This window comes from Bradyrhizobium sp. BR14999 (genome assembly GCF_056106085.1).
In genome coordinates, this window is the sequence record NZ_CM148536.1 from 7,253,566 (window position 1) to 7,276,215 (window position 22,650).

Annotated in this window: 20 protein-coding genes and 1 pseudogene; 6 read left to right on the plus strand and 15 right to left on the minus strand. The window is 64.2% G+C overall.

The features are described from left to right. Positions 1–104 precede the first annotated feature (104 nt). The 6 genes from ccoP to ACR9YP_RS33900 all read right to left on the minus strand — a co-directional run bounded on the left by ccoP (position 105) and on the right by ACR9YP_RS33900 (position 5,168). Positions 105–977: a cytochrome-c oxidase, cbb3-type subunit III gene (gene ccoP, locus ACR9YP_RS33875; protein ID WP_438110166.1), complete on the minus strand. Its 873-nt coding sequence runs from the start codon at positions 975–977 to the stop codon at positions 105–107. Between the two features lie 6 nt (positions 978–983). Next, complete coding sequence (locus ACR9YP_RS33880) at positions 984–1,148, minus strand: CcoQ/FixQ family Cbb3-type cytochrome c oxidase assembly chaperone (RefSeq protein ID WP_063691463.1); 165 nt, start codon at positions 1,146–1,148, stop codon at positions 984–986. Positions 1,149–1,161: 13 nt separating this feature from the next. Then, positions 1,162–1,896 (minus strand): cytochrome-c oxidase, cbb3-type subunit II, encoded by a 735-nt coding sequence (gene ccoO / locus ACR9YP_RS33885; protein ID WP_128943989.1) that lies wholly within the window; start codon positions 1,894–1,896, stop codon positions 1,162–1,164. Between the two features lie 12 nt (positions 1,897–1,908). Then, positions 1,909–3,558: a cytochrome-c oxidase, cbb3-type subunit I gene (ccoN, locus tag ACR9YP_RS33890; RefSeq protein WP_128935213.1), complete on the minus strand. Its 1,650-nt coding sequence runs from the start codon at positions 3,556–3,558 to the stop codon at positions 1,909–1,911. Positions 3,559–3,866: 308 nt separating this feature from the next. Further along, a complete protein-coding gene (locus tag ACR9YP_RS33895) occupies positions 3,867–4,292 on the minus strand; it encodes a CBS domain-containing protein (protein ID WP_091892710.1) in 426 nt (141 codons plus the stop codon). Positions 4,293–4,334: 42 nt separating this feature from the next. Further along, positions 4,335–5,168, minus strand: coding sequence for a universal stress protein (locus tag ACR9YP_RS33900; RefSeq protein WP_438110168.1), 834 nt, complete (start codon positions 5,166–5,168; stop codon positions 4,335–4,337). A 204-nt stretch (positions 5,169–5,372) separates the two neighbouring features. On the opposite strand from ACR9YP_RS33900, the gene fixL reads away from it, so the two are divergent. From fixL to ACR9YP_RS33920, 4 genes are all read left to right on the plus strand, one after another. Next, positions 5,373–6,890 carry a sensor protein FixL gene (gene fixL, locus ACR9YP_RS33905; RefSeq protein WP_438110170.1) on the plus strand — a complete coding sequence of 506 codons (1,518 nt, stop codon included), beginning with the start codon at positions 5,373–5,375 and terminating at the stop codon, positions 6,888–6,890. A gap of 3 nt (positions 6,891–6,893) precedes the next feature. Next, positions 6,894–7,511 (plus strand): response regulator FixJ, encoded by a 618-nt coding sequence (gene fixJ / locus ACR9YP_RS33910; RefSeq protein WP_128939628.1) that lies wholly within the window; start codon positions 6,894–6,896, stop codon positions 7,509–7,511. Between the two features lie 58 nt (positions 7,512–7,569). Next, on the plus strand, positions 7,570–7,986 hold the full coding sequence (locus ACR9YP_RS33915; protein WP_438110172.1) for a response regulator: 417 nt from the start codon (positions 7,570–7,572) through the stop codon (positions 7,984–7,986). A 103-nt stretch (positions 7,987–8,089) separates the two neighbouring features. Further along, the gene (locus ACR9YP_RS33920; RefSeq protein ID WP_176945822.1) at positions 8,090–8,788 is read left to right on the plus strand and encodes a helix-turn-helix domain-containing protein; all 699 of its coding nucleotides are present in this window, start codon (positions 8,090–8,092) and stop codon (positions 8,786–8,788) included. A gap of 53 nt (positions 8,789–8,841) precedes the next feature. Here ACR9YP_RS33920 and ACR9YP_RS33925 read toward each other — a convergent pair whose 3' ends face one another. The 4 genes from ACR9YP_RS33925 to ACR9YP_RS33940 are packed head-to-tail and all read right to left on the minus strand — an operon-like array spanning position 8,842 to position 14,748. Further along, positions 8,842–10,155: an MFS transporter gene (locus tag ACR9YP_RS33925; protein WP_438110174.1), complete on the minus strand. Its 1,314-nt coding sequence runs from the start codon at positions 10,153–10,155 to the stop codon at positions 8,842–8,844. A 23-nt stretch (positions 10,156–10,178) separates the two neighbouring features. Beyond that, positions 10,179–10,700, minus strand: a complete 522-nt coding sequence (locus tag ACR9YP_RS33930) for a PRC-barrel domain-containing protein (RefSeq protein ID WP_165405311.1) — start codon at positions 10,698–10,700, stop codon at positions 10,179–10,181. A 23-nt stretch (positions 10,701–10,723) separates the two neighbouring features. After that, positions 10,724–12,928, minus strand: a complete 2,205-nt coding sequence (locus ACR9YP_RS33935) for an amylo-alpha-1,6-glucosidase (RefSeq protein WP_438110176.1) — start codon at positions 12,926–12,928, stop codon at positions 10,724–10,726. Positions 12,929–12,984: 56 nt separating this feature from the next. Next, on the minus strand, positions 12,985–14,748 hold the full coding sequence (locus tag ACR9YP_RS33940; protein WP_438110178.1) for an ABC transporter ATP-binding protein: 1,764 nt from the start codon (positions 14,746–14,748) through the stop codon (positions 12,985–12,987). Between ACR9YP_RS33940 and ACR9YP_RS33945 the strand changes: the two genes are divergently transcribed. Both ACR9YP_RS33945 and ACR9YP_RS33950 read left to right on the plus strand, forming a co-directional pair. After that, a complete protein-coding gene (locus ACR9YP_RS33945) occupies positions 14,671–14,868 on the plus strand; it encodes a hypothetical protein (protein WP_438110927.1) in 198 nt (65 codons plus the stop codon). The two genes, ACR9YP_RS33940 and ACR9YP_RS33945, sit on opposite strands and share 78 nt — an antisense overlap. A gap of 159 nt (positions 14,869–15,027) precedes the next feature. After that, on the plus strand, positions 15,028–16,098 hold the full coding sequence (locus tag ACR9YP_RS33950) for a glycosyltransferase family 4 protein (protein ID WP_091892693.1): 1,071 nt from the start codon (positions 15,028–15,030) through the stop codon (positions 16,096–16,098). Between the two features lie 192 nt (positions 16,099–16,290). Here the strand turns inward: ACR9YP_RS33950 and ACR9YP_RS33955 are convergent, their stop codons facing one another. From ACR9YP_RS33955 to ACR9YP_RS33975, 5 genes and pseudogenes are all read right to left on the minus strand, one after another. Further along, entirely contained in the window at positions 16,291–18,219 is a 1,929-nt protein-coding gene (locus ACR9YP_RS33955; RefSeq protein WP_438110180.1) for an alkyl/aryl-sulfatase, read from the minus strand. 198 nt (positions 18,220–18,417) lie between these two features. Further along, entirely contained in the window at positions 18,418–19,698 is a 1,281-nt protein-coding gene (locus tag ACR9YP_RS33960) for a TRAP transporter large permease (RefSeq protein WP_245471180.1), read from the minus strand. Between the two features lie 216 nt (positions 19,699–19,914). Beyond that, positions 19,915–20,394 (minus strand): annotated as a pseudogene (locus ACR9YP_RS33965) (TRAP transporter small permease); the annotation flags it as partial. Positions 20,395–20,549: 155 nt separating this feature from the next. Beyond that, on the minus strand, positions 20,550–21,551 hold the full coding sequence (locus tag ACR9YP_RS33970; protein ID WP_438110182.1) for a DctP family TRAP transporter solute-binding subunit: 1,002 nt from the start codon (positions 21,549–21,551) through the stop codon (positions 20,550–20,552). Between the two features lie 198 nt (positions 21,552–21,749). Beyond that, entirely contained in the window at positions 21,750–22,520 is a 771-nt protein-coding gene (locus ACR9YP_RS33975) for a methyltransferase domain-containing protein (protein ID WP_438110184.1), read from the minus strand. Positions 22,521–22,650: the final 130 nt, after the last annotated feature.

The window sequence follows — 22,650 nt, forward strand, 5'->3', positions numbered from 1 at the left end:
GAGGTGCGATCAAACCTAGACTCGGCGCCGGCACGTCCCTTGATCCAACGCAAACGGGGGCGCTTTTCTTCGCCCCCGCCGGAAGTCGTTGGCCGTGGATCGGCTTATTTGCCGCCGCCGAGCGAATGAACGTAGACCGCCATCGCCTTGATGGTGGCGGGATCGAGCCGCCCTTCCCAGGCCGGCATGACGCCGGCGCGGCCCTGGCTGATGGTCTCGATCAGGCTCGCCTCGTCCGAGCCGTAAAGCCAGATCTTGTCGGTCAGGTTCGGTGCGCCCATCTCCTGGTTGCCCTTGCCGCCGTCGCCGTGGCAGGCGACGCAATTCTCCGCGAAGATCTTCTCGCCTTTGGCGGCATCAAAGCCCTTGCGGGTCGAGAGGCCCGACAGCGACCGCACATAGTTGGCGACCGTGACGATCTCGTCGCCCTTCAGCACGCCGTCCTTGCCGAAGGCGAGCATCTGGCCTTCATGCGTCTTGGCATGGCCGGAACGCGCGCCGTACTGGATAGTCTGCATGATCTGATCGAGCGTGCCGCCCCACAGCCAGTCGTCGTCGTTCAGGTTCGGGAAGCCCTTGGCGCCGGCGCCGCCGGAGCCGTGGCACGGCGCGCAATTGTCGCCGAACACGGTTTTGCCCTTGGCACGGGCGAGCGCGAGCAGCGCGGGGTCCTTCTCGATGTCGGCCAGCGAGGCGGCGCCCAGCGCCAACATCTTGTCACCGCGGATCTTCTCGAGATTGGCGAGCTCGACCGCGACGTCGGCGCGCGACGAATAGCCGAACACGCCCGTGGTGTTGCTGGCGATCAGCGGCCAGGCCGGATAGACGATCCAGTAGCCGATCGCCCAGACGATGGTGAGATAGAAGGCGATCACCCACCAGCGCGGCAGCGGCGTGTTGAGCTCCTTGATGCCGTCCCATTCGTGTCCTGTCGTGGACTTGCCGGTGACGGTATCGACTTCGCTATGATCGGTCATGGTCTCTCACTCCTCCCGCAACGGCAGGTGTGCTGCTTCGTCGAACGCAGCCTTGTTACGGGGCCAAAATGCGTAGGCGATGATCGCGAGAAAGATCGCGACGAACACCGGCGTCCAGATCGTCGTCACCAGCTCGGACGCGAGATTATGGACTGTCAGGATAGCTTTCATCGTTGATGCCTTCTCAGCGAAGATTGGCTTTCTCGTTGTAGAGCTTGAAGTCGACCAGCGTGCCGAGCATCTGCAAGTAGGCGATCAGCGCGTCCATTTCGGTCGGCGTGCCGGTCTTGCCGTCGAAGTTGCGCACGACGGCCTTGGCGTAGCGCTTGCTGAAGGCATCGCCGCCGGCATTGTCCGGATCGGCCTGGGCCTTCAGGTCGGCGCCTGCGCTCGCGATCTGGTCGTCGGTGTAGGGCACGCCCACGGCCTTCAAGGTGCGCATGTGGTCGGCGATCGTGTCCGGATCGACCTCGGTGTGGCTCAGGAACGGATAGCCCGGCATCACCGATTGCGGCACGATGGCGCGCGGGTTGGTCAGATGGGTGACGTGCCAGTCGTCGGAATATTTCGCTCCGACACGGGCAAGGTCGGGACCGGTGCGCTTCGAGCCCCACTGGAACGGATGGTCGAACATGCTCTCGGCGGCGAGCGAGAAGTGGCCGTAGCGCTCGACCTCGTCACGCAAGGGGCGGATCATCTGCGAATGGCAGAGATAGCAGCCTTCGCGGACGTAGACGTTGCGCCCCGCCAATTCCAGCGGCGTGTAAGGCCTGACGCCGTCGACCGCCTCGATCGTGCTCTTGAGGTAGAACAGCGGAGTGATCTCGACGAGACCGCCGATCGCAACCACGAGCAGAATGCCGACGACCAGGATGATCGAGTTCTTTTCAAAGACTTGATGGCGTGTCCAGAATGACATTGCTTGAGCTCCTCATTCCGCCGGCTGAAGAGCGACGGGCATCTGGACTTCCTGCTCGCCGACGCGGACGGTCATCCAGAGATTGTAGGCCATGATCAGCGCGCCGATCAGGAACAGGCCGCCGCCGGCGGCGCGGATGATGTAGAAGGGATGCATCGCCTCGACGGTCTCGATGAAGGAATATTCGAGGAAGCCGAGCGAGGTGTAGGCGCGCCACATCAGGCCCTGGAGGATGCCGGACACCCACATCGCCGAGATGTAGAGAACGATGCCGAGGGTGGCGATCCAGAAGTGCCAGTTGACGAGCTTCAGGCTGTAGAGGCCCTTGCGATTCCAGGCCCACGGCACCAGGCAGTAGAGCGCGCCGAAGGAGACGAAGCCGACCCAGCCGAGCGCGCCGGAATGCACGTGGCCGATGGTCCAGTCGGTGTAGTGGCTGAGCGAGTTGACCACCTTGATCGACATCATCGGACCTTCGAAGGTCGACATGCCGTAAAAGGCGACGGAGACCACGAGCATGCGCAGCACGGGATCGGTGCGCAGCTTGTCCCAGGCGCCCGACAGCGTCATCAGGCCGTTGATCATGCCGCCCCAGGAGGGCATCCACAGCATGATCGAGAAGGTCATGCCGAGCGTCTGCGTCCAGTCCGGCAGTGCCGTGTAGTGCAGGTGGTGGGGACCTGCCCAGATGTAGAGGAAGATCAGCGCCCAGAAGTGGATGATCGACAGCCGGTAGGAATAGACCGGCCGCTCGGCGCGCTTCGGAATGAAGTAGTACATGATGGCGAGGAAGCCGGCGGTCAGGAAGAAGCCGACCGCGTTATGGCCGTACCACCATTGGAACATGGCGTCCTGGATGCCGCCCCAGGCGACATAGGACTTCGAGCCGAACACCGAGACCGGGAGCGCCGGATTGTTGCCGAGATGCAGGACCGCGATCGTCACGATGAAGGCGAGATAGAACCAGTTCGCGACGAAGATGTGCGGCTCCTTGCGCTTGAAGATGGTGGCGAGGAAGACCAGCAGGTAGGCGACCCAGACGATGGTCAGCCAGAGGTCGGCATACCATTCCGGCTCGGCATATTCCTTCGACTGGGTGACACCGAGCAGATAGCCGGTGCCGGCGATCAGGATGAAGAAGTTGTAGCCGATCACGACGAACCAGGGCGCGAGATCGCCGGCCAGGCGCGCGCGGCAGGACTTCTGCACGACGTAGAACGACGTGCCGATCAGCACGTTGCCGCCGAAGGCGAAGATCACCGCGGAGGTGTGCAGCGGCCGCAGACGGCCGAAGCTGGTCCAGGGCAGGTCGAAATTCAGCGCGGGCCAGGCCAGCTGCGAGGCGATGATGAGGCCGACGAGGAAGCCCGCGATGCCCCAGAACATCGCCATGAAGGCGGTGAACTTGATCGGCCCCATGTTGTAGTTGGGCCGGCCATTGATCTCCGCCGGCGGCAGCGTGGCCGGCCGTTCGAAATAGCGGTTCACGATAAAGAACACCGCAGCCAGGCTCGCCGCCGCGCTGAGCGCAGCATGGAAGGCAAAGGGCGCATCGAGCGCCTTGGCCGCAGCGATCACGCAGAGGAAGGCGGCGACTGCAAACACGACAGACAGGCCGCTTTCGCCGATGGTCATGGATTTGGAGATGGAGGGCTGGCTCATGCGGATTCTCTCTCGAAAGAACACGATGCCAGAAACCACATTCACCCTCGCGGGGAATTGATTGAAATCAAGATGGCCTTGGAGGTTAGCCGTAGCCGACGAATATTTTCTGGGTTCCTCCGTATTTTTTCGGTACGGCCAGTTGAAGTGCCCTCTCCCCTTGTGGGAGAGGGCAGCGAGGACAGCGCGGCAAACTCGCTTGGGTGAGGGGTTGGTGCGGCGGGGAACGGTGTCTCTGTGGAGACATACCCCTCATCCGGCGCTTCGCGCCACCTTCTCCCACAGGGGAGAAGGGGAAAGGCATCGCGTCAGTCCCGCGCCGTCGCCTTGAGCGCCGCGATGACGTCCTCGCGGGCGATAATTCCGGCCAGATTCTGCGCGCCGTCGAGCACGATGATGCTCCTGATGCGATGCTCGACCATGATCTGGAGCACGCGCGTCAGCCGCGTCTCGGGGCCGACATAGATGAACTCGGGTGTCATGACGTCGCCGATCTTGCGACTCATCAAGTCGGGATAGCGCGGCAGCATCTGGCTCGGCGTGAAGGCGAAGCACTTCAGGATGTCGAACTTGGTGACGATGCCGACCACCTGGCCGTCATCCACGACCGGATACGAGTTGAAGTCGTCGGTCTCGAACATCTCGCTGAGCTCGAGCAAGTCGCGGTCGCGCTGCACCGTTTTTACGTTGCGTGTCATGTAGCGGTCGACGGTTTGTTCGAGAAATCTGTACATGGCGCGTCCTCCTCGAGTCGCTACTGGCCGGGCGGCCGGCCCTCAGTGCGACAGCAGCACGCTGCGGGCAGATTGTGTGACCAGATACTGGGTGACGCCGCCCAGGATCAGTTCACGAAATCTCGAATGACCATAGGCGCCCGCAACGATCAGGCCGGCGCCAACATCGCCGGCGACCTTGTCCAATTGCGCGGCAGCGCTTTCGTTCCGCCCCGCCTCCGAGACGCGCGCTGTCGCGGTGACCCCGTGACGGGCGAGCCAGGCGGCCACGTCGCTGACGCCGGCCATCACGACCGAGCGGTTGTCGCCCTGCTCCGGAATTTCGACGATGGTGACGTCCCTCGCCTTGCGCAGCATCGGCAACGCGTCGACGACTGCCCGCCGCGCCTCCGGCGTGTCCTTCCACGCCACCAGCACGCTGCGCAGATCGAGCCAATTGGCGTTATCGGGAACGACCAAAAGCGGCCTGCCAGCCTGCATCACCAGGTCCTTGGCGCTTGCGAGCGCAAAGGCGTCAGAGAAGGCGGGGCTCTGTCCGCCGCTGATGACGATGTCGGCGCAGCGCGCCTGCTCCAGGACAAAACGCGTCGGAAAATCCATGGCGCTGCGCCACTCCGCGTGTCCGCCGCGATTCCTGGTGGCGGCGCGGAACTGCGCCTCGAGACCGGCGAGCCGCCGCTTGACGGAGGCTTCGCCATCCTCGATCAGCACTTGTGCTTCAGCGCCGTCGGCGAAATAAAGCGGCGGCGCGAACTGAGCCGCGGCAACGCCGACGATGGCCGCCTCGAATCGCTCGGCGAGCTCGCCCGCGACCTGAAGGCGCGCCTCGTTGGACTGATCGAGCGCCAGGCTGACCATCACGGTCGCGTATGTCATCGGGATTCTCCGGCAGGCAATGAACTGCCGCGAAATCTAGCCTCGCCGACGCAAGGCAGGATGAGATAGATCAAATCGCCGGCCGTCATGTCGCAGGAATTCCGCCAATGAATTCAATCCGGCTTGCCTCCGAACGAACCTTGAGCGACATTGTCATGAGCGGTAAGCGCATCCTGCCGACCGCGCTTTAGCGAGGAGTGAAGTTTGGCGCCGACCCGCGTAACCCATCCGGCAGACGATGGTCGGGGCGAGCATTTCCGGCTCCGCATCGAAGGATTCGGGGTTGGCACCTGGGATCTCGATTTGCGAACTCGGGACCTTGAATGGTCCGAGATGTCCAAGCGGCTGTTTGGCCTCGAGGGGGATGATGCCATCAGCCACGATCTCTTTCTGTCGCTGCTGGCCCCCAGCGATCGGGACCGCGTCTTGCAGGGAATCGAGCGCAGCTCGGAGAGCGGCGCAGGATTCGACGTGTCCTTCAAGGTTGGCGGTCCTGCGGGGAAGGGCCAATGGATCCGGGCCAGGGCCGGCGTGATCCGAGACGATTCCGGCTCGCCACGTCACCTCAGCGGGATATTCCTCGACATCAACGAGGAAAGACATCTGGAAGAGGCCCTGCGCTCTCAGGAGAATCATCTTCGCTCGATTCTCGAAACGGTGCCAGACGCGATGATCGTGATCGATTCGCGCGGCATCATGCAGCTCTTCAGCAGCGCCGCGGAGCGGCTGTTCGGCTACAGCAGGCAGGAAGCCATTGGTCGGAACGTCAGCATTCTGATGCCGGAGCCTGATCAATCGCGTCACGACAGCTATATCGTGCGTTACCTCAAGACCAACGATCCCCACATCATCGGCATCGGCCGCATCGTGACCGGCAAGCGCCGCGACGGCACGACGTTCCCGATGCACCTTTCGGTCGGGCAGACGCAACGGGGCGGCGAGCTCTATTTCACCGGCTTCGTGCGCGATCTCACCGAACATCAGCAGACCCAGGCGCGGCTTCAGCAGCTGCAGTCGGAGCTCGTCCACGTTTCGCGGCTGACCGCGATGGGCGAGATGGCCTCGGCGCTCGCCCACGAGCTCAACCAGCCGCTGGCGGCGATCAGCAACTACATGAAGGGATCGCGGCGCCTGCTTGCCGGCAGTGTTGACCCGAATACGACGAAGATCGAAAGCGCGCTGGACCGCGCCTCGGAGCAGGCCTTGCGCGCCGGCCAGATCATCCGCCGCTTGCGCGACTTCGTCTCCCGCGGCGAGTCGGAGAAGCGGATTGAGAGCCTGTCCAAGCTGATCGAGGAGGCCGGCGCGCTCGGGCTCGCCGGCGCGCGCGAGCAGAATGTCCAGCTCCGCTTCAATCTCGATCCGAAGGCGGACCTCGTGTTGGCCGACCGCGTGCAGGTCCAGCAGGTCTTGGTCAACCTGTTCCGCAACGCGCTGGAAGCGATGGCACAGTCGCCGCGGCGAGAGCTCGTGGTGGCCAACAAGCCCGTTGCCGACGACATGATCGAGGTCGAGGTTTCCGACACCGGCTCCGGCTTCCAGGACGACGTCATTCCAAACCTGTTTCAAACTTTCTTCACCACCAAGGAAACCGGCATGGGCGTAGGGCTGTCGATCAGCCGTTCGATCATCGAGGCTCACGGCGGCCGCATGTGGGCCGAGAGCAACGCATCGGGCGGGGCGACATTCCGCTTCACCTTGCCAGCAGCCGACGAGAACTGATTCATGACCAACAAGGGACATGTCTACGTCATCGACGACGACGCTGCGATGCGGGACTCGCTGAACTTCCTGCTGGATTCTTCCGGCTTCGGCGTCACGCTGTTCGACAATGCGAAAGATTTCATCGACACCCTGCCCGGCCTCGCCTTCGGCTGCGTCGTCTCCGACGTGCGCATGCCGGGCCTTGACGGGATCGAGCTTCTGAAGCGCATGAAGGCGCAGAACAGCCCATTTCCAATCCTGATCATGACCGGGCATGGCGACGTGCCGCTCGCGGTCGAGGCAATGAAGCTTGGGGCGGTCGACTTCCTGGAGAAACCCTTCGAGGACGATCGTCTCATCACCATGATCGAGACGGCGATCCGCCAGGCCGAGCCGGCGGCCAAGAGTGAGGCCATTTCGCAGGACATCGCCGCCCGCGTCGCCTCCTTGAGCCCGAGGGAGCGCCAGGTCATGGAGGGACTGATCGCAGGCCTTTCCAACAAGCTGATCGCCCGCGAATACGACATCAGCCCGCGGACCATCGAGGTGTACCGGGCCAATGTGATGACCAAGATGCAGGCGGGCAGCCTCTCGGAGCTGGTCCGCATGGCGATGCGCGCCGGCATGCTCAACGATTGAGCCAGGTCGCCTTGAGGCAGGTCAAGGCCCTTGGCGAGACCCGTGCTAGTCAAGCAGCATGATCGAGGTCAGCTCACACCATGCGCGGCCGTCGTCTCCCACAAAACCCACCGTCTATGTGGTCGACGACGATGCCGCCGTCCTGGGATCCCTGCGGTTCCTACTGGAGACCGACGGCTTTGCCGTGCGGACCTTCAGGAGCGGCACGGCCCTGCTCAACGCGAGCGGTGCTCCGGGCGCGGACTGCTACGTGATCGACTACAAGATGCCCGACATCAACGGCATCGAGCTCGCCGGCCGGCTGCGCCAGTCCGACAGCGAGACCCCCGTGATCCTGATCACCGGCTATCCGGACGAGAACATCTCGGCCCGGGCGGCCGCGGCGGGGGTGAAAGACGTGGTCCTGAAGCCGCTTCTCGACGAAAACCTGCTCAAGCGCATCCGCCGCGCCATCCAGGACCACCCCCGCGCCTGACCTACGGGATTCTACGTAAGGCAACCCCCTTAAGATATCGCTCGAAATTTTCGAAGCCCCCGATACCGCGTACCAATGCGTCATCACAACGGAGATGGCGCAGATGCTGACCCAGACGATCAACACCAAGGCAATCAATACCCAGATTGGTGGCAAGATTGCTCCTGCCCATCCCGTCACCGACCAGTTCGGCGCGATCACGGGCCATGTCGGCCTCGTCGCCACGGAGTTCTCCTACCGCAAGGACGAGGAGATCTATGGCGAGGACGAGCCGGCCGAATATGTCTATCAGGTCATCACCGGCGCGGTGCGCAGCTACAAGCTTCTCTCCGACGGCCGCCGCCAGATCGGCGCCTTCCATCTTCCCGGCGACGTGTTCGGGCTCGAATCCGGCGCCAGTCACCGCCTCGCCGCCGAAGCCATCATCGACACCACCGTGCGCCTCGTGAAGCGCGCCAGCCTCGAGAAGGCCGCCGGCATCGACGTCCAGGTCGCCCGCAAGCTCTGGGCCATGACGGCTTCCGAGCTGCGCCACGCCGAGGACCACATGCTGCTGCTGGGGCGCAAGACCGCGATGGAGCGCGTTGCGACCTTCCTGCTCGAAATGGACCGCCGCCTCGCCGTTGCTGGCATGATGGCGCTGCCGATGTGCCGCCGCGACATCGGCGACTATCTCGGCCTCACGCTCGAGACCGTGTCGCGTGCGCTGTCGCAGCTTCACACCCAGGGCATCCTGGGCTTCTCGGGCGCGCGCCAAATCGTGCTGCGCAACCGCCAGCGCCTGCACAATCTGGACGCCTGATTTCGACGACCTCCTCCCCACCCACTCGACTTTTCCTTGGCCGGCTGAATTCGTCAGCCGGCCATCTCTTTGGCCGCGATCATACCCGCGCGCCGCGTCTCGGGCATCACGAACAGAATCAGCAGAAGCCCCATCGCGGCGATGCCGGACAGTCCGATGAAGGCGGTGGCGTTGCCGAACTTGTCGCTGACATAGCCGCCAAGCGCGGTGCTCAAGGACGCACCGATGCCGGTCGCCGTGCCGACGATGCCCTGCGCCAGGTTGAAGTGACCGCTGCCGAAGGCGACGTCGGCGACGATCAGCGGAATCATCACCGCGAACACGGCCGCGGTGAGGCCGTCGAACACCTGCACCAGCACGAGCAGATAGGGATCGCGCACGGTTGCGAACAACAGGCCGCGAATCGTCAGCGCGCCGAATCCGATCAGGAGCAGCGGCCGCCGGCCCCAGAGTTGCGCCTTGCGCCCGATGGTCGGCGACAGCAGCGCCACGATCGCTTGCGGAACGACGATGCAAAAGGCGACGAGCACCGTCGCCCACTGGCTCGACCGCGCCGTCACCGCGCTCGCCATCAGCGGCATCATTGCGGCGTTCGCGAGCTGCAACAAGAGCACGCTCAGCGCGAACACGATCAGCGGACGCTGCCGGATCAGGTGCCAGACATTGGTGTCGCCGCGATCGGCGGCCTCAGGCGGCATCTCGCCGTGACAGCGTCTAATGTCGACCTCGTGCTCGCGGATGCGCGAAAGCGCGATCAGGGTCGGGATCGCGAGCAGGAAGGTGACCAGGAAGACCGAGCGGCTCGAGAGCAGGTACCCGGCAGTGCCCATCACCGCCGCCGCAACGCCGTTGCCGAGCGAGGCAAAGCGGGCATTGCGGCCGAGGCGCTCGCCGATCGCGAGCGGGCCGACCAGGCCGAGGCTGATCGCGGCAATCGCCGGCCCCAGCACGCAACTCGCCATCGCATGCAGGGTGGCGGCGGTCACCACGACGGGGAAGATCGGCATCGCGGCGTAGGCAAGCGCGCAGCAGCCGATGGTGGCAATCGCAAGGGCGGCCACCAGCCGTTCCGATTTTGCCGCATCGATGATCGCGCCGCCCGGCATCTGCCCGATCAGGGCGACGATGCCACCGATCGACAGCACGAGGCCGATCTCGACCTGGGTCCATTTCTGCGTCGTCAGATAAACCGCGATGAACGGACCGAATCCGGTCTGCACATCGGCAAGGAAGAAGACGAACCAGTCGAGCCCGCGCAGGCTCTGGCGCGACGGTGCCGGAAGGCCTGCAGCCGGCGACGCGGCGACGTTGTTCTGCTCAACGCGGCCGTCGCGATCTGCATGTTTCGGCTTTCTCGACAACAGCACAGGCGGTCAGCCCTCCGGGCACCTCACTGAATCGCTTGCAGCGGTTGAAGGCTGCCGGACGCGCCGAGCACGACGATCGGCGTGTCTTCCTTGTATTCCGGCGCCGCCGCGACCTGCGCCTTGGTCAATTCCAGCGTGATGCTGTCCTTCTTGTTGGCGATCTTGCCGAAGCGCAGCGCGTTCCAGTCCACCACGATCTTGCGGCTGCCGACGCCGAGGAAGCCGCCGAAATCGATCGCCGCCGCGCGCACATGGCCGGTGCGATCGACGATGACGTCGACGATGCGGCCCATGTCTTCGCCGGCGGCGCTGCGCACGTCGCGGCCGAGGACGCCATGCGCCTCGCTTGCGCCGATGATGGTCACCGAGGGCGGCGGGGCGGCATCCTTGGGGGTGACCGGAACGGTCGAGGCCGGCGGCTGTGCCGTCGGCGGCGCATTCGCTTCGCTCGCGCCCGCGGGCTGATCCTCCGCGGCGCGCGAGGTCGCCACCGCCAGGCCCGAGACGATGGCTATGCCCAGGATCAGTGCTCCGATCGCACGCATCGCACCCTCCTCACGGCGCGCCGCTAGCGCGCCAGCACGATCGAGACCTGGATCTGGCCGCGCGTGCGCAACACCTCCAGCGCCACGTCGTCGCCGTGGCGGCTGACGCGCAGATCCACGCTGGACCCGCCCAGACGCAGATCGCGCAGGATCACCTCGTTCAGGAACGTCGGCAGATGCGGATTGCGCAGGCGAATCTCACAGCGTGCCACGTCGAACTCGATGCCCAGCGCCGCCTCCAGCAGCGTGAACGGCGTCGCGCTGGCCCAGGCCTGCGGTGCGCAGGCGACCGGATAGAGCGTCGGGCCGCGCCGCTTCTCGCGCCGGAAGCCGCAGAACAATTCGGGCAGCCGGCGCAGGTCCATATAGGTCGCCGCGTCGAACAGCCCCTTGAAGACATGCGCCACCGAATGCTTGAGGCCGTAGCGCGCGAGCCCGAGCGCGATCAGCGCGTTGTCGTGCGGCCAGATCGAGCCGTCATGATAGGACATCGGGTTGTAGCGCACCTCGCTCTGCGCGACGGTGCGGATGCCCCAGCCCGAGTAGAAATGCGGCCGCATCAGATCGGCGGCGACGAGACGGGCGCGATCCTCGCGGATCATGCCGCTGAACAGCACCTGCCCGGCATTCGAGGTCCGCACCTTGCAGGGGCGCTTCCTGCCGTCGAGGGCGAGCGCATAGGTGCCGAGCTCCTCGCACCAGAACGCCTTCTCGAAGCGCTCGGCCAGCGCCTTGGCTTCGGCCTCGAGCTGGCGCACGCGGTCCGGCTTGCCGAGCCGCAGCGCGCAGCGCGCGGCGAGCTGCTTGGCCGCGTAGACGTAGCCCTGGACCTCGGCGAGCGCGATGTTGCCTTCCGCGAGCTGGCCGTCGGCATGGAAGATCGCGTCGTAGGAATCCTTCCAGCCCTGGTTGGCCAGCCCCTTCTCCGTCGCGCGCTGGTATTCGACGAAGCCGTCCTGATCGGGATCGCCAGGACCGTCGATCCAGGCGAGGCCCGCTTCGATCGCCGGCCACAGCTCGATCAACGTGGCCTCGTCTCCAGTGCGCTCGAAATAGCTTCCGGCGAGCAGGACGAACAGCGCGGTCGAATCGACGCTGCCGTAATATTGGGAGAACGGCACCTCGCCCAGCGCCGCCATCTCGCCGCCGCGCATCTCGTGCAGGATCTTTCCGGGCGCGGCGTCGGCGAGCGGATCGATCGCCTTCGCCTGGAAATGCGCGAGCCGTCTGAGCACGCCCCTGGCGACGCGCGGATCGACCCAGAGCATCTGTAGCGCAGTGATCAGGCCGTCGCGGCCGAAAGTCGTCGAGTACCAGGGTATGCCGGCATAGGGATAACGCCCCTGCGGGGTCTCCGTCATCAGCATGTTGAGGTCGGCCATGGCCTGGCACAGCACCTCGTTGAAGATGTTGTTGGAGGTCTCGATGCTTGCGGCGCCCATGGTCGACCGCCGCATCTCGCGGCGGTGCGCCAGGAGGCCCTGGAAGAACCGCGCCGGCTTTTCCGTCACCGGCCGGTTGCAGGAGACGGCGACGAACAGCGATCTCGCCTCGTGCGGGTCGAGCTCGAGCTGCCATGTCGCGGCATTGACTGACAGCCGCGTCGGGCGCGGGTCGAAATGCAGGCCGGTGGTGCGCTCGGCGTCGTCGAGGCCGCGATACCCGAACAACACGTCGGTCGGGCCTAGCAGCCGGCTCGTGCCCGTCCCGCGGCGCGGGCGCCGCTCGCCGCGGACCTCGAACAGGTCGGCGAAGTCGTTGTCGAACAGCAGCGTCAACTCGAAGCTGGCGCGCGCGTCGCCGTGGTTCTGCACGCCGATGCGTTGATAGGCGGCACCGCGCCACAGGAAGATCGTGCGCACGATGTGCAGCAGATCCTTTTGGAACACGAGGCGGCCCTGACGGTAGATGTCGGGATTGGTCAGATCGACTGTCAACGCCGAATTGTCGTCGCGCAGATTCGAGCCGAGCAGCAGCGGCTGGAGATCGTCGAGCACGAGCTCCAGCCGCGCCAGATAGCGCGTGTCGTGGTGAAACAGCCCGTCCGGCCCGCCCGCCGAAGCGCCGATGTCGCCATGGCTGTCGAGAACGATGAAGGTATCGTCGTGCTTGAGGGACCGCCGCGGCCGGGCGGCGGGTCCCGTCATCGGAATGTAGAACGTCTGCTCCGCGACGGCTTCGGCCGTCTGCGATATCGAAATGATCTGGGTTACGGTTTCGGCTGCCATGAGCTGCTCCCCTGCGCCTTGATTCGAAACGCAACCAACGAACGCGACTGCTGGATCTACGCGGCGAACTTCGAGAGCCGGCTCATCTCCTGCGTCACCAGTTCACGGTAGGGACCGTGAGCCTGCATCAGCCGGTCGGGCGCGCCGTCCTCGATGATCTTACCGGCCTTGAGCACCACCACGCGATCAAAATTGCGCAGCGTCGCCAGACGGTGCGCAATCGCAATCACCGTGCGGCCGCGCATCAGCCGCGACAGCGCCTCGCGGATCGCCTCCTCGGATTCGCTGTCAAGCGCTGCGGTCGCCTCGTCGAGCAGCAGGATCGGCGCGTCCTTGAGGAAGGCGCGCGCAATCGCGATGCGTTGGCGCTGGCCGCCCGACATCTTCACACCGCGGTCGCCGACCATGGTGTCGAGGCCGTCGGGCAGGCTCTCGACGAAATCGCAGCGCGCCGCGATCGCCGCGCGCAACACCTCGTCATCGGTCGCGTTCGGGCGACCATAGCGGATATTCTCGCGGATGGAACGATGAAACAAGGAGATATCCTGCGGCACGACCGAGATCGCCTCGCGCAGGCTCAGCTGCGTCACCTTCGAGATGTCCTGTCCGTCGATGGTGATGCTGCCCTCGTCGGTATCGTAGAAGCGCTGGAGCAGCGTGAACAGCGTCGATTTGCCGCCGCCGGACTGGCCGACCAGACCGACGCGCTGGCCGGGCTGCAGGCGCAGGCTGAACCGCTCAAAGATCTTCTCGCCGCCGGGATAGCCGAAGGTGACGTTGTTGTACGCGATCGCGGCGCCGCTCTTGACGAGGGGCTCGGCCTCGGGGTGATCGCGCAGTTCGTGCGGCACCAGCAGCGTGGCGATCGCCTCGGTCAGCCGCGCGACGTGCTGGGTGACGTCGACCAGCGCCACCGCGAGGTCGCGCGTGGCATTGAGAATGGATAGGCCAAGGGTGCAGACCAGCACGACGTCGCCGGTGGTCGCCTCACCCCGCTGCCACAACGTGATCGCCCAGGCCATCAGCGCCACCGTCAGCACGACGGTCACGCCGGCATGCGTGAGCCGCAGCTTCTCCAGATAGCGCAGGCTGCGGCCGCGCGCGGTGAGCTCCCGGTTCACCGTCGCATCGAAGCGCTCATGCTCGTGGCTGATGCCGCAGAAAGCGCGCACCAGCGGCATGTTGCTGATCACGTCGATCATCTCGCCGTCGACCACCGCGGCCTTGTCGGCGAAATCGTCATGCAGCGGCTTGCCGGCGGCGGCCAGGTGGAACATCGCGATCACCATGCCACCCGCGATCACGATCAGGCCGAGCGCCATATAGGGACTCACGGTTCCAATCAGCATGATTGCCGCAACTGTGGCAATGCAGGGCGGCAGCACGTTCCAGACGAACATGTTCTCGACCGTGAACACCGCGTTCGAGGTCGCCGTGATGCGGCTCGTCAGCATGCCCGGCATGCGATCGGAGAAGTAGCTCGGCGCGTGACCGGTCAGATGACGAAATATGTCACGGCGTAAATCACCCGTGACCCGGACGAAGGTGAAGCTCGCCGTCCAGCTCGCGACCCGCCACAGGAAGTTGTCGGCGGTGATCAGCGACATGAGTAAAATGAATGCCAGCCATACGCTGCCACCATGTGATGGTCCGGCGGACAGACTATCGACCAGGGATTTGACGCCATACTGCGTGCCCACGGAGCAGGCAACGGCTGCCACGACAGCGGTCAGGATCACCAGATGCGACGCAAGACGACGCCGGAGATAGCGCAGGACAAAAGCAAATGGCCTGCGCGCGTATCCAGAAAGCTGATCCATGTGGCTACCGACCCCGTCGTGATGATTTTCGGATGTTGTTTACTGATCGAACTGAACATCGACCGCTTCGCCTCGGTTCCCGGGCGGGGCGATCACGACATGCGGATGCGGACGATCTGAGAAGATGTGATGGCAGCATCGAGACAGCCCCGGACGTGTCGAATATGTAACGTTTGGAGGAAGGAACTTCGCAAGTGCGGGAACGTTCCCTTGTCTGGCATTGCCGGTGCCGTACTGGCGGGGGCTCTTCGATCATGATCGCACAAAGGAGATGGTGAGATGCGCATCGCGCAGGTTGCTCCGTTGACGGAGGCTGTTCCACCCAAGCTGTATGGCGGCACCGAGCGGGTGGTGCATTGGTTGACGGAAGAGCTGGTGGCCCTTGGACACGATGTGACGCTGTTCGCCAGCGGCGACTCGCAAACCTCGGGAAAGCTGGATGCGTTATGGCCGCGGGCGCTCCGTCTCGACGGTTCCGTGCGCGATCCCAATGCGCTGCACATGGTGCTCCTGGAGCGGGTGCGGCAGAAATGTGACGATGAGGAGTTCGACTTCCTCCACTTCCATCTGGACTATTACCCGTGGTCGCTCTTCCACCGGCAGCCGACGCCGTTCGTGACCACGCTGCACGGCCGGCTGGACCTGCCGGAGCACCAGCCGGTCTTCAACACCTTCACCAAGATGCCCGTCATTTCGATCTCCAATGCGCAGCGCCGCCCGGTGCCGCAGGCAAGCTGGGTGACGACGATCCACCACGGCCTGCCGGAGAACCTGCTGACGCCGAAGCCGGCTCGCCAAGAATATCTCGCCGTGCTCGGCCGCATCGCGCCGGAGAAAGGTGTCGACCGCGCCATCAAGATCGCGACCCATTGCGGCATCCCGCTGAAGATCGCCGCCAAGGTCGATCGCGCCGACCAGGATTACTATGACGAGCTGATCCGGCCGATGATCGAGAACAATCCCCTGGTGGAGTTCATCGGCGAGATCAGCGATCACGAGAAATCGGACTTCCTGAGCGGCGCGCTCGGCCTCTTGCTGCCGATCGACTGGCCGGAGCCGTTCGGCCTCGTGATGATCGAAGCCATGGCCTGCGGAACGCCGGTCGTCGCCTTCAACCGCGGCTCGGTGCCGGAGATCATCGACGAAGGCTTGACCGGCTTCGTGGTCGAGGACGTCATCAGCGCGGCAGGCGTGATCAAGCGCCTGCCGCAGCTCGACCGCGCCGCGATCCGCAAGCAGTTCGAGACGCGCTTCACGGCGCGGCGCATGGCACTGGACTATCTCGCGGCGTATCGCAGCCTGACCGAGGAACAAGCACCGCGGATCAAGCTGGTGAGCAGCGCGGAGTAGATTTTCTACACCGCCAGTGGAAGTGCCCTCTCCCCTTGTGGGAGAGGGCTCAAGAACCAAGCGGCACAGTCGCTTGGGTGAGGGGTTGCTTCCGCATAGAAAAGTTTCTCCGTGGAAAGAGACCCCTCATCCGGCGCTTCGCGCCACCTTCTCCCACAAGGGGATAAGGGAAGAAGCCGACACCGCGCTTCCCTACACCACGCCCGTCCGCTTCGGCTCGACGATCTCGAACATGCGCGGGAATTCGTCCATCAGGCCCATCAGCTCGGCGAGCCGCATCGGATTGCCTGAGAGCTTGATCTTGCCGGCGGCGACCGCCTCCGGAAAGCTGGTCTGTTTCGCGATGACCTCGTCGAGCGTCGAGCGCGCCAGCGTGAAGCTGGCATCGGCGCCGTCCGCCTGCACGCCCTCGGTGTAGGTCAGCGCAGAGTTCTCCAGATTGAGAACGAAGGTCTCGCCGGTGTCGGAAAAACTCCAGTTCAGCACGATGTGCTTGCCTTCCGCTTTCGGGCCGTTGAGGCGAATGCCGAGCACGTCCCAGAGCTGCGAGGTGCGCAATGCGGCCAGCGTCTCGCGCGGCATCGGCGGGCGCGCCGACACCTTCGGCATGCCCTGGCGCAATTCCTGGGCGCCGAACAGATAGGCGTTGCGCCAGGTCGCGCTTTCGGCGGCATAACCGAGCTGCTCGAGCGTATCCGCCAGCAACGCGCGCGCCGCCTGATTGTCCGGCTCGGCGAAGACGAGATGGCCGAGCGCTTGCGCGATGAAACGAAACTCGCCCTTGTCGAAATCCGTCCGCGCCCGCGCCAGAATGGCATCCGCGCCACCCATGTACTCGACATACTTCCTGCCTGATTCAACCGGCGGCAGCGGGTCGAGATTGACCGGATTGGCGTCGTACCAGCCGAGATATTTCTGGTAGATCGCCTTCACGTTATGCCGGATGTGGCCGTAATAGCCGCGGCCGTGCCAGGCGGCTTCCAGGCTCTTCGGCAGCTGGATCGTTTCGGCGATCTCGGCGGCGGTGAGGCCGTGGTTCATCAGGCGGATGGTCTGGTCGTGCGCGAATTTGTAGAGGTCGCGCTGCTGCCGGATCATGGTGCCGATCCGATCCCTCCCCCACACCGGCCAGTGATGCTGGCCGCACATCGCCTCGGCCTTGCCGTCCCAGAGCAGCAGGGCCTCGCCCAGATATTTCGACCAGGCCAGCGCGTCGCGCACATCGGCGCCGCGGAACGGCAGCAGATTGTGGAAATTGTGGGTGCAGTTCTCGGCGAGGTTCAGAAGCCTGTAGCGCGGGACGAAGAAATGCATCTCCGCCGGCGCTTCGCTGTTGGGCGCCATCTGGAATTCGAACTCGACGCCGTCGATGACGCGCGTCTCGCCGGTGGCCATGATCAAATCGGTCGGGCGCAGCAGCGCGACCGAGCCTGCCGCCATTGACTTGCCGAGGCCGCAATCCACCTGCCCGCGCGCGCCCTTGGCGAGGAACGGTCCGAACTGGTACTGCGCCCGGCGCAGCATCGCCGGTCCCGCGATGATGTTCTCGGAGACGGCGTGCTCCATGAACAGGTTCGGCGCGATGACCGGCACGCGGCTGGTCGCCAGCGCATCCTCCTCCAGCACGCCGCGCGCGCCGCCCCAATGATCGGTGTGGGTGTGCGTGAAGATGACGGCCGCGACCGGGCGCTCGCCACGATGCCTGAAGTAGAGATCGAGCGCAGCGCGCGCGCCCTCGATCGAGGTCAGAGTATCCACGACGATGACGCCACTGTCGCCCTCGATCAGCGTCATGTTGGCGATGTCGAGCCCGCGCACCTGATAGACGCCGGGCACGACCTCGAACAGACCGTGATGCATGTTGAGCCGCGATTGTCGCCACAGGCTCGGATTGACCGTGGGCGGCGCTTCTTGCTCGGCGAGGAAGCCATAGGGCGCAAGGCTCCAGACCGTCCGCCCCTGCGGATGTGTGACCGTCGCGTTCTCGATCGTGCCGAGAAAGCCGCGCGCCGCGTCGTCGAAATCCCGCATGTCGGAAAACGGCAGCGCGTTCAGCATGGCCTCGTGTTGCGCGATGACGGACGGCGTTGCGCTCTTCGGCTCGCTGCTGTGTTCTGTCATTTCTGTTCTCCGGCCTGTCGCGGCCATCTAACCGCATCTCGCGGTTGATTGCCATCGGAGGAAAGAGCGAACCGAAGCCCGGATGGAGCGAAGCGCAATCCGGGGTTTCGATCCAGACGCGGGAAAGTCCCGGATTACGCTTGCGCTCCATCCAGGCTACGATTTGCCCTCTCCCCAGAACGAGACGGGGTTAAGCCGCTACATCCCCAGCAGCGTCGGCAGCCACAACGACAGGCCGGGCCAATAAGTCACGATCACCAGGAACGTCAGCATGGTCAGGAGCCACGGCCACACCGCGACCGTGAGCTCGGTGATGCCCATCTTGGCGATGCCTGAGGCGACGTAGAGATTGAGGCCGACGGGCGGATGGCACAGCCCGACCTCCATGTTGACCGTCATCAGGATGCCGAAATGGATCGGATCGATGCCGAGCTTGACCGCGACCGGAAACAGGATCGGCGCCATGATCAGGATGATCGAGGACGGCTCCATCACGTTGCCCGCCAGCAGCAGCAGCAGGTTGACGACGAGCAGGAAGCCGATCCACCCCAAGCCCTGGTCGATCATCCATTGCGCCAGCGCCTGCGGCACGTTCTCGTAGGTCATCAGGAACGAGAACAGCACGGCGTTGGTGATGATGTAGAGCAGCATCGCCGAAAGGTTCGCCGATGACAGCAGCACCCGCGGCACGTCGCGCAGCTTCAGATCCTTGTAGATGAACACTGCGACGATGAAGGCGTAGACCGCGCTGACGGCGGCAGCTTCGGTCGGCGTGAACAAGCCGCTGTAGATGCCGCCGATCACGATCACGATCAGCAGGATGCCCCAGATCGACTTGCGGAACGCATCCAGACGCTGGAGGAACGTGGCCTTCGGCATCCGCGGATAGTCGTTGCGCCAGGCACGATAGAACGTCGTGGCGCCGAGCAGCGTGGCGAGGACGAATCCCGGCACGATGCCGGCGATGAAGAGCTTGCCGACCGAGCTGTTGGTGGAGACGGCGTAGAGAACCATCGGGATCGACGGCGGAATGAGAATGCCGAGCGAGCCTGATGTCGTGATCACCCCCGCCCCGAACCGCTTCGGAAACCCTTGCGCGACCATCGCAGGCAGGATCACCGAACCGATCGCCACCACGGTCGCCGGCGAGGAGCCGGAAATTGCCGCGAACAGCGCGCAAGCGACCACGCCCGACAAAGCGAGACCGCCGTACCAATGGCCGACCAGCGCGGTCGCGAACGTGATCATCCGGCGCGCCACGCCGCCATGAGTCAGGAAGTTGCCGGCAAGGATGAAGAACGGGATCGCCATGATCTCGAAATTCTCGATGCCGGTGAACAGCTTCAGCGCCACCGATTCCGTTCGCACATCGGTCAGCGTGAACATGAAGCTGAGCACGGTCAGGCCCAGCGCGATCGAGATCGGCATGCCCGTCAGCATCAACGAGAGTAGAAGTGCGAACACGATGACGACGCGCAGGCCATGCGGCAGCGTGATGACGTGGCCGGCATGCGCAAAGCACAGGGCGACGATCAGGACCGGCAGCAGCATCAGGATCCAGCCGAGCGGGCTGCGCTCGTCCCGGACGACCTGGCTGGGTGTGACCGGGGCCGGATGCACCGGGTCCGCCTCGACGCCCTCGACGCCCGCCATGTCGTGATGCGGCAGCTCGCCGGTGCGGTAGAACGACCACGCGACCTGGAGGAAGCGGAAGCACATCAAGCCGGAGCCGAGCGGGATGGTGAGATACACCACCCACATCGGCGCTTCGAGATCGTTGGACTGCTGGCCGGTCTGCCACATCTGGCTGACGAACGCGGCACCGAAATAGCTCACGATGGCGGTGAAGAGCGCGCCGCACAACAGCCCGAAGGTGATGACGCGGCGGCGCGATCCGCCCGGAAGGATGTTGACGAGCACGTCGACGCCGACATGGATGCCGGTGCGCACGCCGTAGGCGGCGCCGAACTTCGCCATCCAGATGAACATGTAGATGCAGAGCTCTTGCGCCCAGGACAGGTCGAGCGAGGCAAGCCAGCTGAACGTCGCGCGCGCGGGAACGGCGAGGAAGGCCAGATTGCGGGCCTCCGCCCATCTGGCGATATCGATCGACAGGCCGGCGCCGTAACGATGCAGCACCGCGACGAAGATGAGCGACGTCGCAGCCGCGATCATCGTCGCGATCAGCCATTCCTCGAGATGATCGAGCACTCGATTCAGCACACGCAGCAACTTGGTCCCCCCAGCATTGGCTCGTCCATTCAAGAGCGAAACGGCCGGGAGTGCGATCACCCCCGACCGTTGTTATTGTTCTTAGTAGGGCGCGGCCGTCAGTTCATCTTGACGTCGAGTTCCTTGGCGAGGAGATCGAGCACCTCCTGCCCGACCCGTCCCTTCGCCCATTTGTAGGTCGGCTGCATCGCCTCCTGCCACGCCTTGCGATCGGCGTCGGTGAGATAATGCAGATTGGTCTTGCCGAGCTTCTTGATCTCGGCCAGCGCGTCCTCGTTCTCCTGACGCGCGATCGAGTTGGTGTAGTCGGTCGCCTCCGCCATCGCCTTGTCAAGCTGGGTGCGGATGTCGGGCGGCAGGCCCGACCAGAATTTCGCGTTGACGATGACGGCATATTGCAGATGCGCGTGATAGGACACGGTAATGTCCTTCTGCACCTCGTAGAACTTCTGCGTCAGGTAGTTGGACGCCGTGTTCTCGCAGCCGTCGACCACGCCCGTCTGCAGCGCCTGGTAGACTTCGGAGAACGCCATGATCTGCGGGATCGAACCCATGATGCGAAGATATTGGTCGGCGATCTTCGATCCGGAGATGCGGAATTTAAGCCCCTGGAAATCGGTCGGCTTCAGCAAGGGGCGGTTGGCGGAGAGCATGTGGAAGCCGTTGTCCCAATAAGCGAGCCCGGTGATGCCCTTGGCCTCGAGCTTCTGGAACAGCCATTTGCCGACCGTGCCCTTCATCGCGTTGGCGTAGGTCTGGTCATCCCTGAACAGCCATGGCAGGTCGAGCGCCTCGAACTCCTTGACGCCGAGCGGCGCGAATTTCGCGGTCGACGGCGCGAGCATCTGCACCGAACCGAGCTGAAGCGCCTCGATCTCCTCCTTGTCCTTGTAGAGCGTGGAGTTCGGGTAGACTTCGACCTTGACCTTGCCGTCGGTGTACTTCTCGGCGAGCTCCTTGAACTTCAGCGCGCCCTTGCCCTTCGGGGTGTCATTGGCGACGACGTGGCTGAACTTGATGACGATGGGATTCTGGGCCTGGGCGAAGGCAGGGACCAACAGAATAGCCGTGGCGGCGACTGCAAGAAGCAGCTTGCGCATGAAGTAACCTCCCAACAACCTGTTTAAACTGGGTCTTTTTGTTTTTCAGGTCAGTAGTGGCAGCAATCCGCCACCCGAACAACTAGACCTAAGCCCAATTTGCCGCAGCCAAGCTAACTTGACCGCTGCCGGATGCGCAACCCGGCGCCCGCTTCAGTCCAAGGAAACGAGCGCTTTTGCCGCATTGCGGCAGTGCCATCAGTTTTTGCGCTGGGCGACTATGAAGAGGCGCCGGAACGGGAACAGCGTCTGCCCCGCCGCATTCTTCGGGTAGGCCTTTGCGACCCGCATCCCATAGGCGGCTTCGAACGCAGCCTTTTCATCACCCTGCAAGACATCGAGATAGCGCGTCAACCAGGTCCCCTTGGTCCACTCCTTCACCGGGTTCTCGCCTTCGAGTACTTGCAGATATTCAGTTTCCCAGATGTCGATATTCTGCGAGAGCGGCGCGAGCAGGTCGTGATAGAAGGCCGGCCCTTCGACCGGCGGCGGGGTGACGAGATGCTCGACCTTGGACCGCCAGGGACCGTTCAGCGCGGTCTCTCCGATCAGCACATGCGACGGCGCGGTAAAATTGCGCGGCATCTGCACCGCAAGCATGCCCCCACGCGTCACCTTCTCCATCACCGACGGAAACAGTGCCGCATGATTGGGCAGCCAGTGCAGTGCGGCATTGGAATAGATCAGGTCATACTGCTTCGCTGGACGCCAATGGCCGAGGTCTTCATGTGACCATTCCACGTCGGGCGCGGCCTTGCGGCCGGCCGCGACCATCTCGGCCGAACCCTCGACCCCGGTCACGGTGGCATCCGGCCAGCGCTCCCTGATCAGTTTTGTCACGTTGCCGGCGCCGGCGCCAAGATCGGCGATCGCGCGTGGGCCGAAATTCGGAATCCGCATCAACAGGTCGACGGCGGGCCGGAGCCGGTGGCCGGAGAATTTCAGATATTGCTGCGGGTCCCAGACCATCACTCGCGCCTTTTCTTTTTCGTGTTTCCTTCGCCGAAGCTCTTGGTTACCACTGCTCGTCCCGGTCGGGCAATTCGCAAAGCTCACAGGACGCGGCAGGAAACGAAAGCAACAGCCAAGAAACAACAAG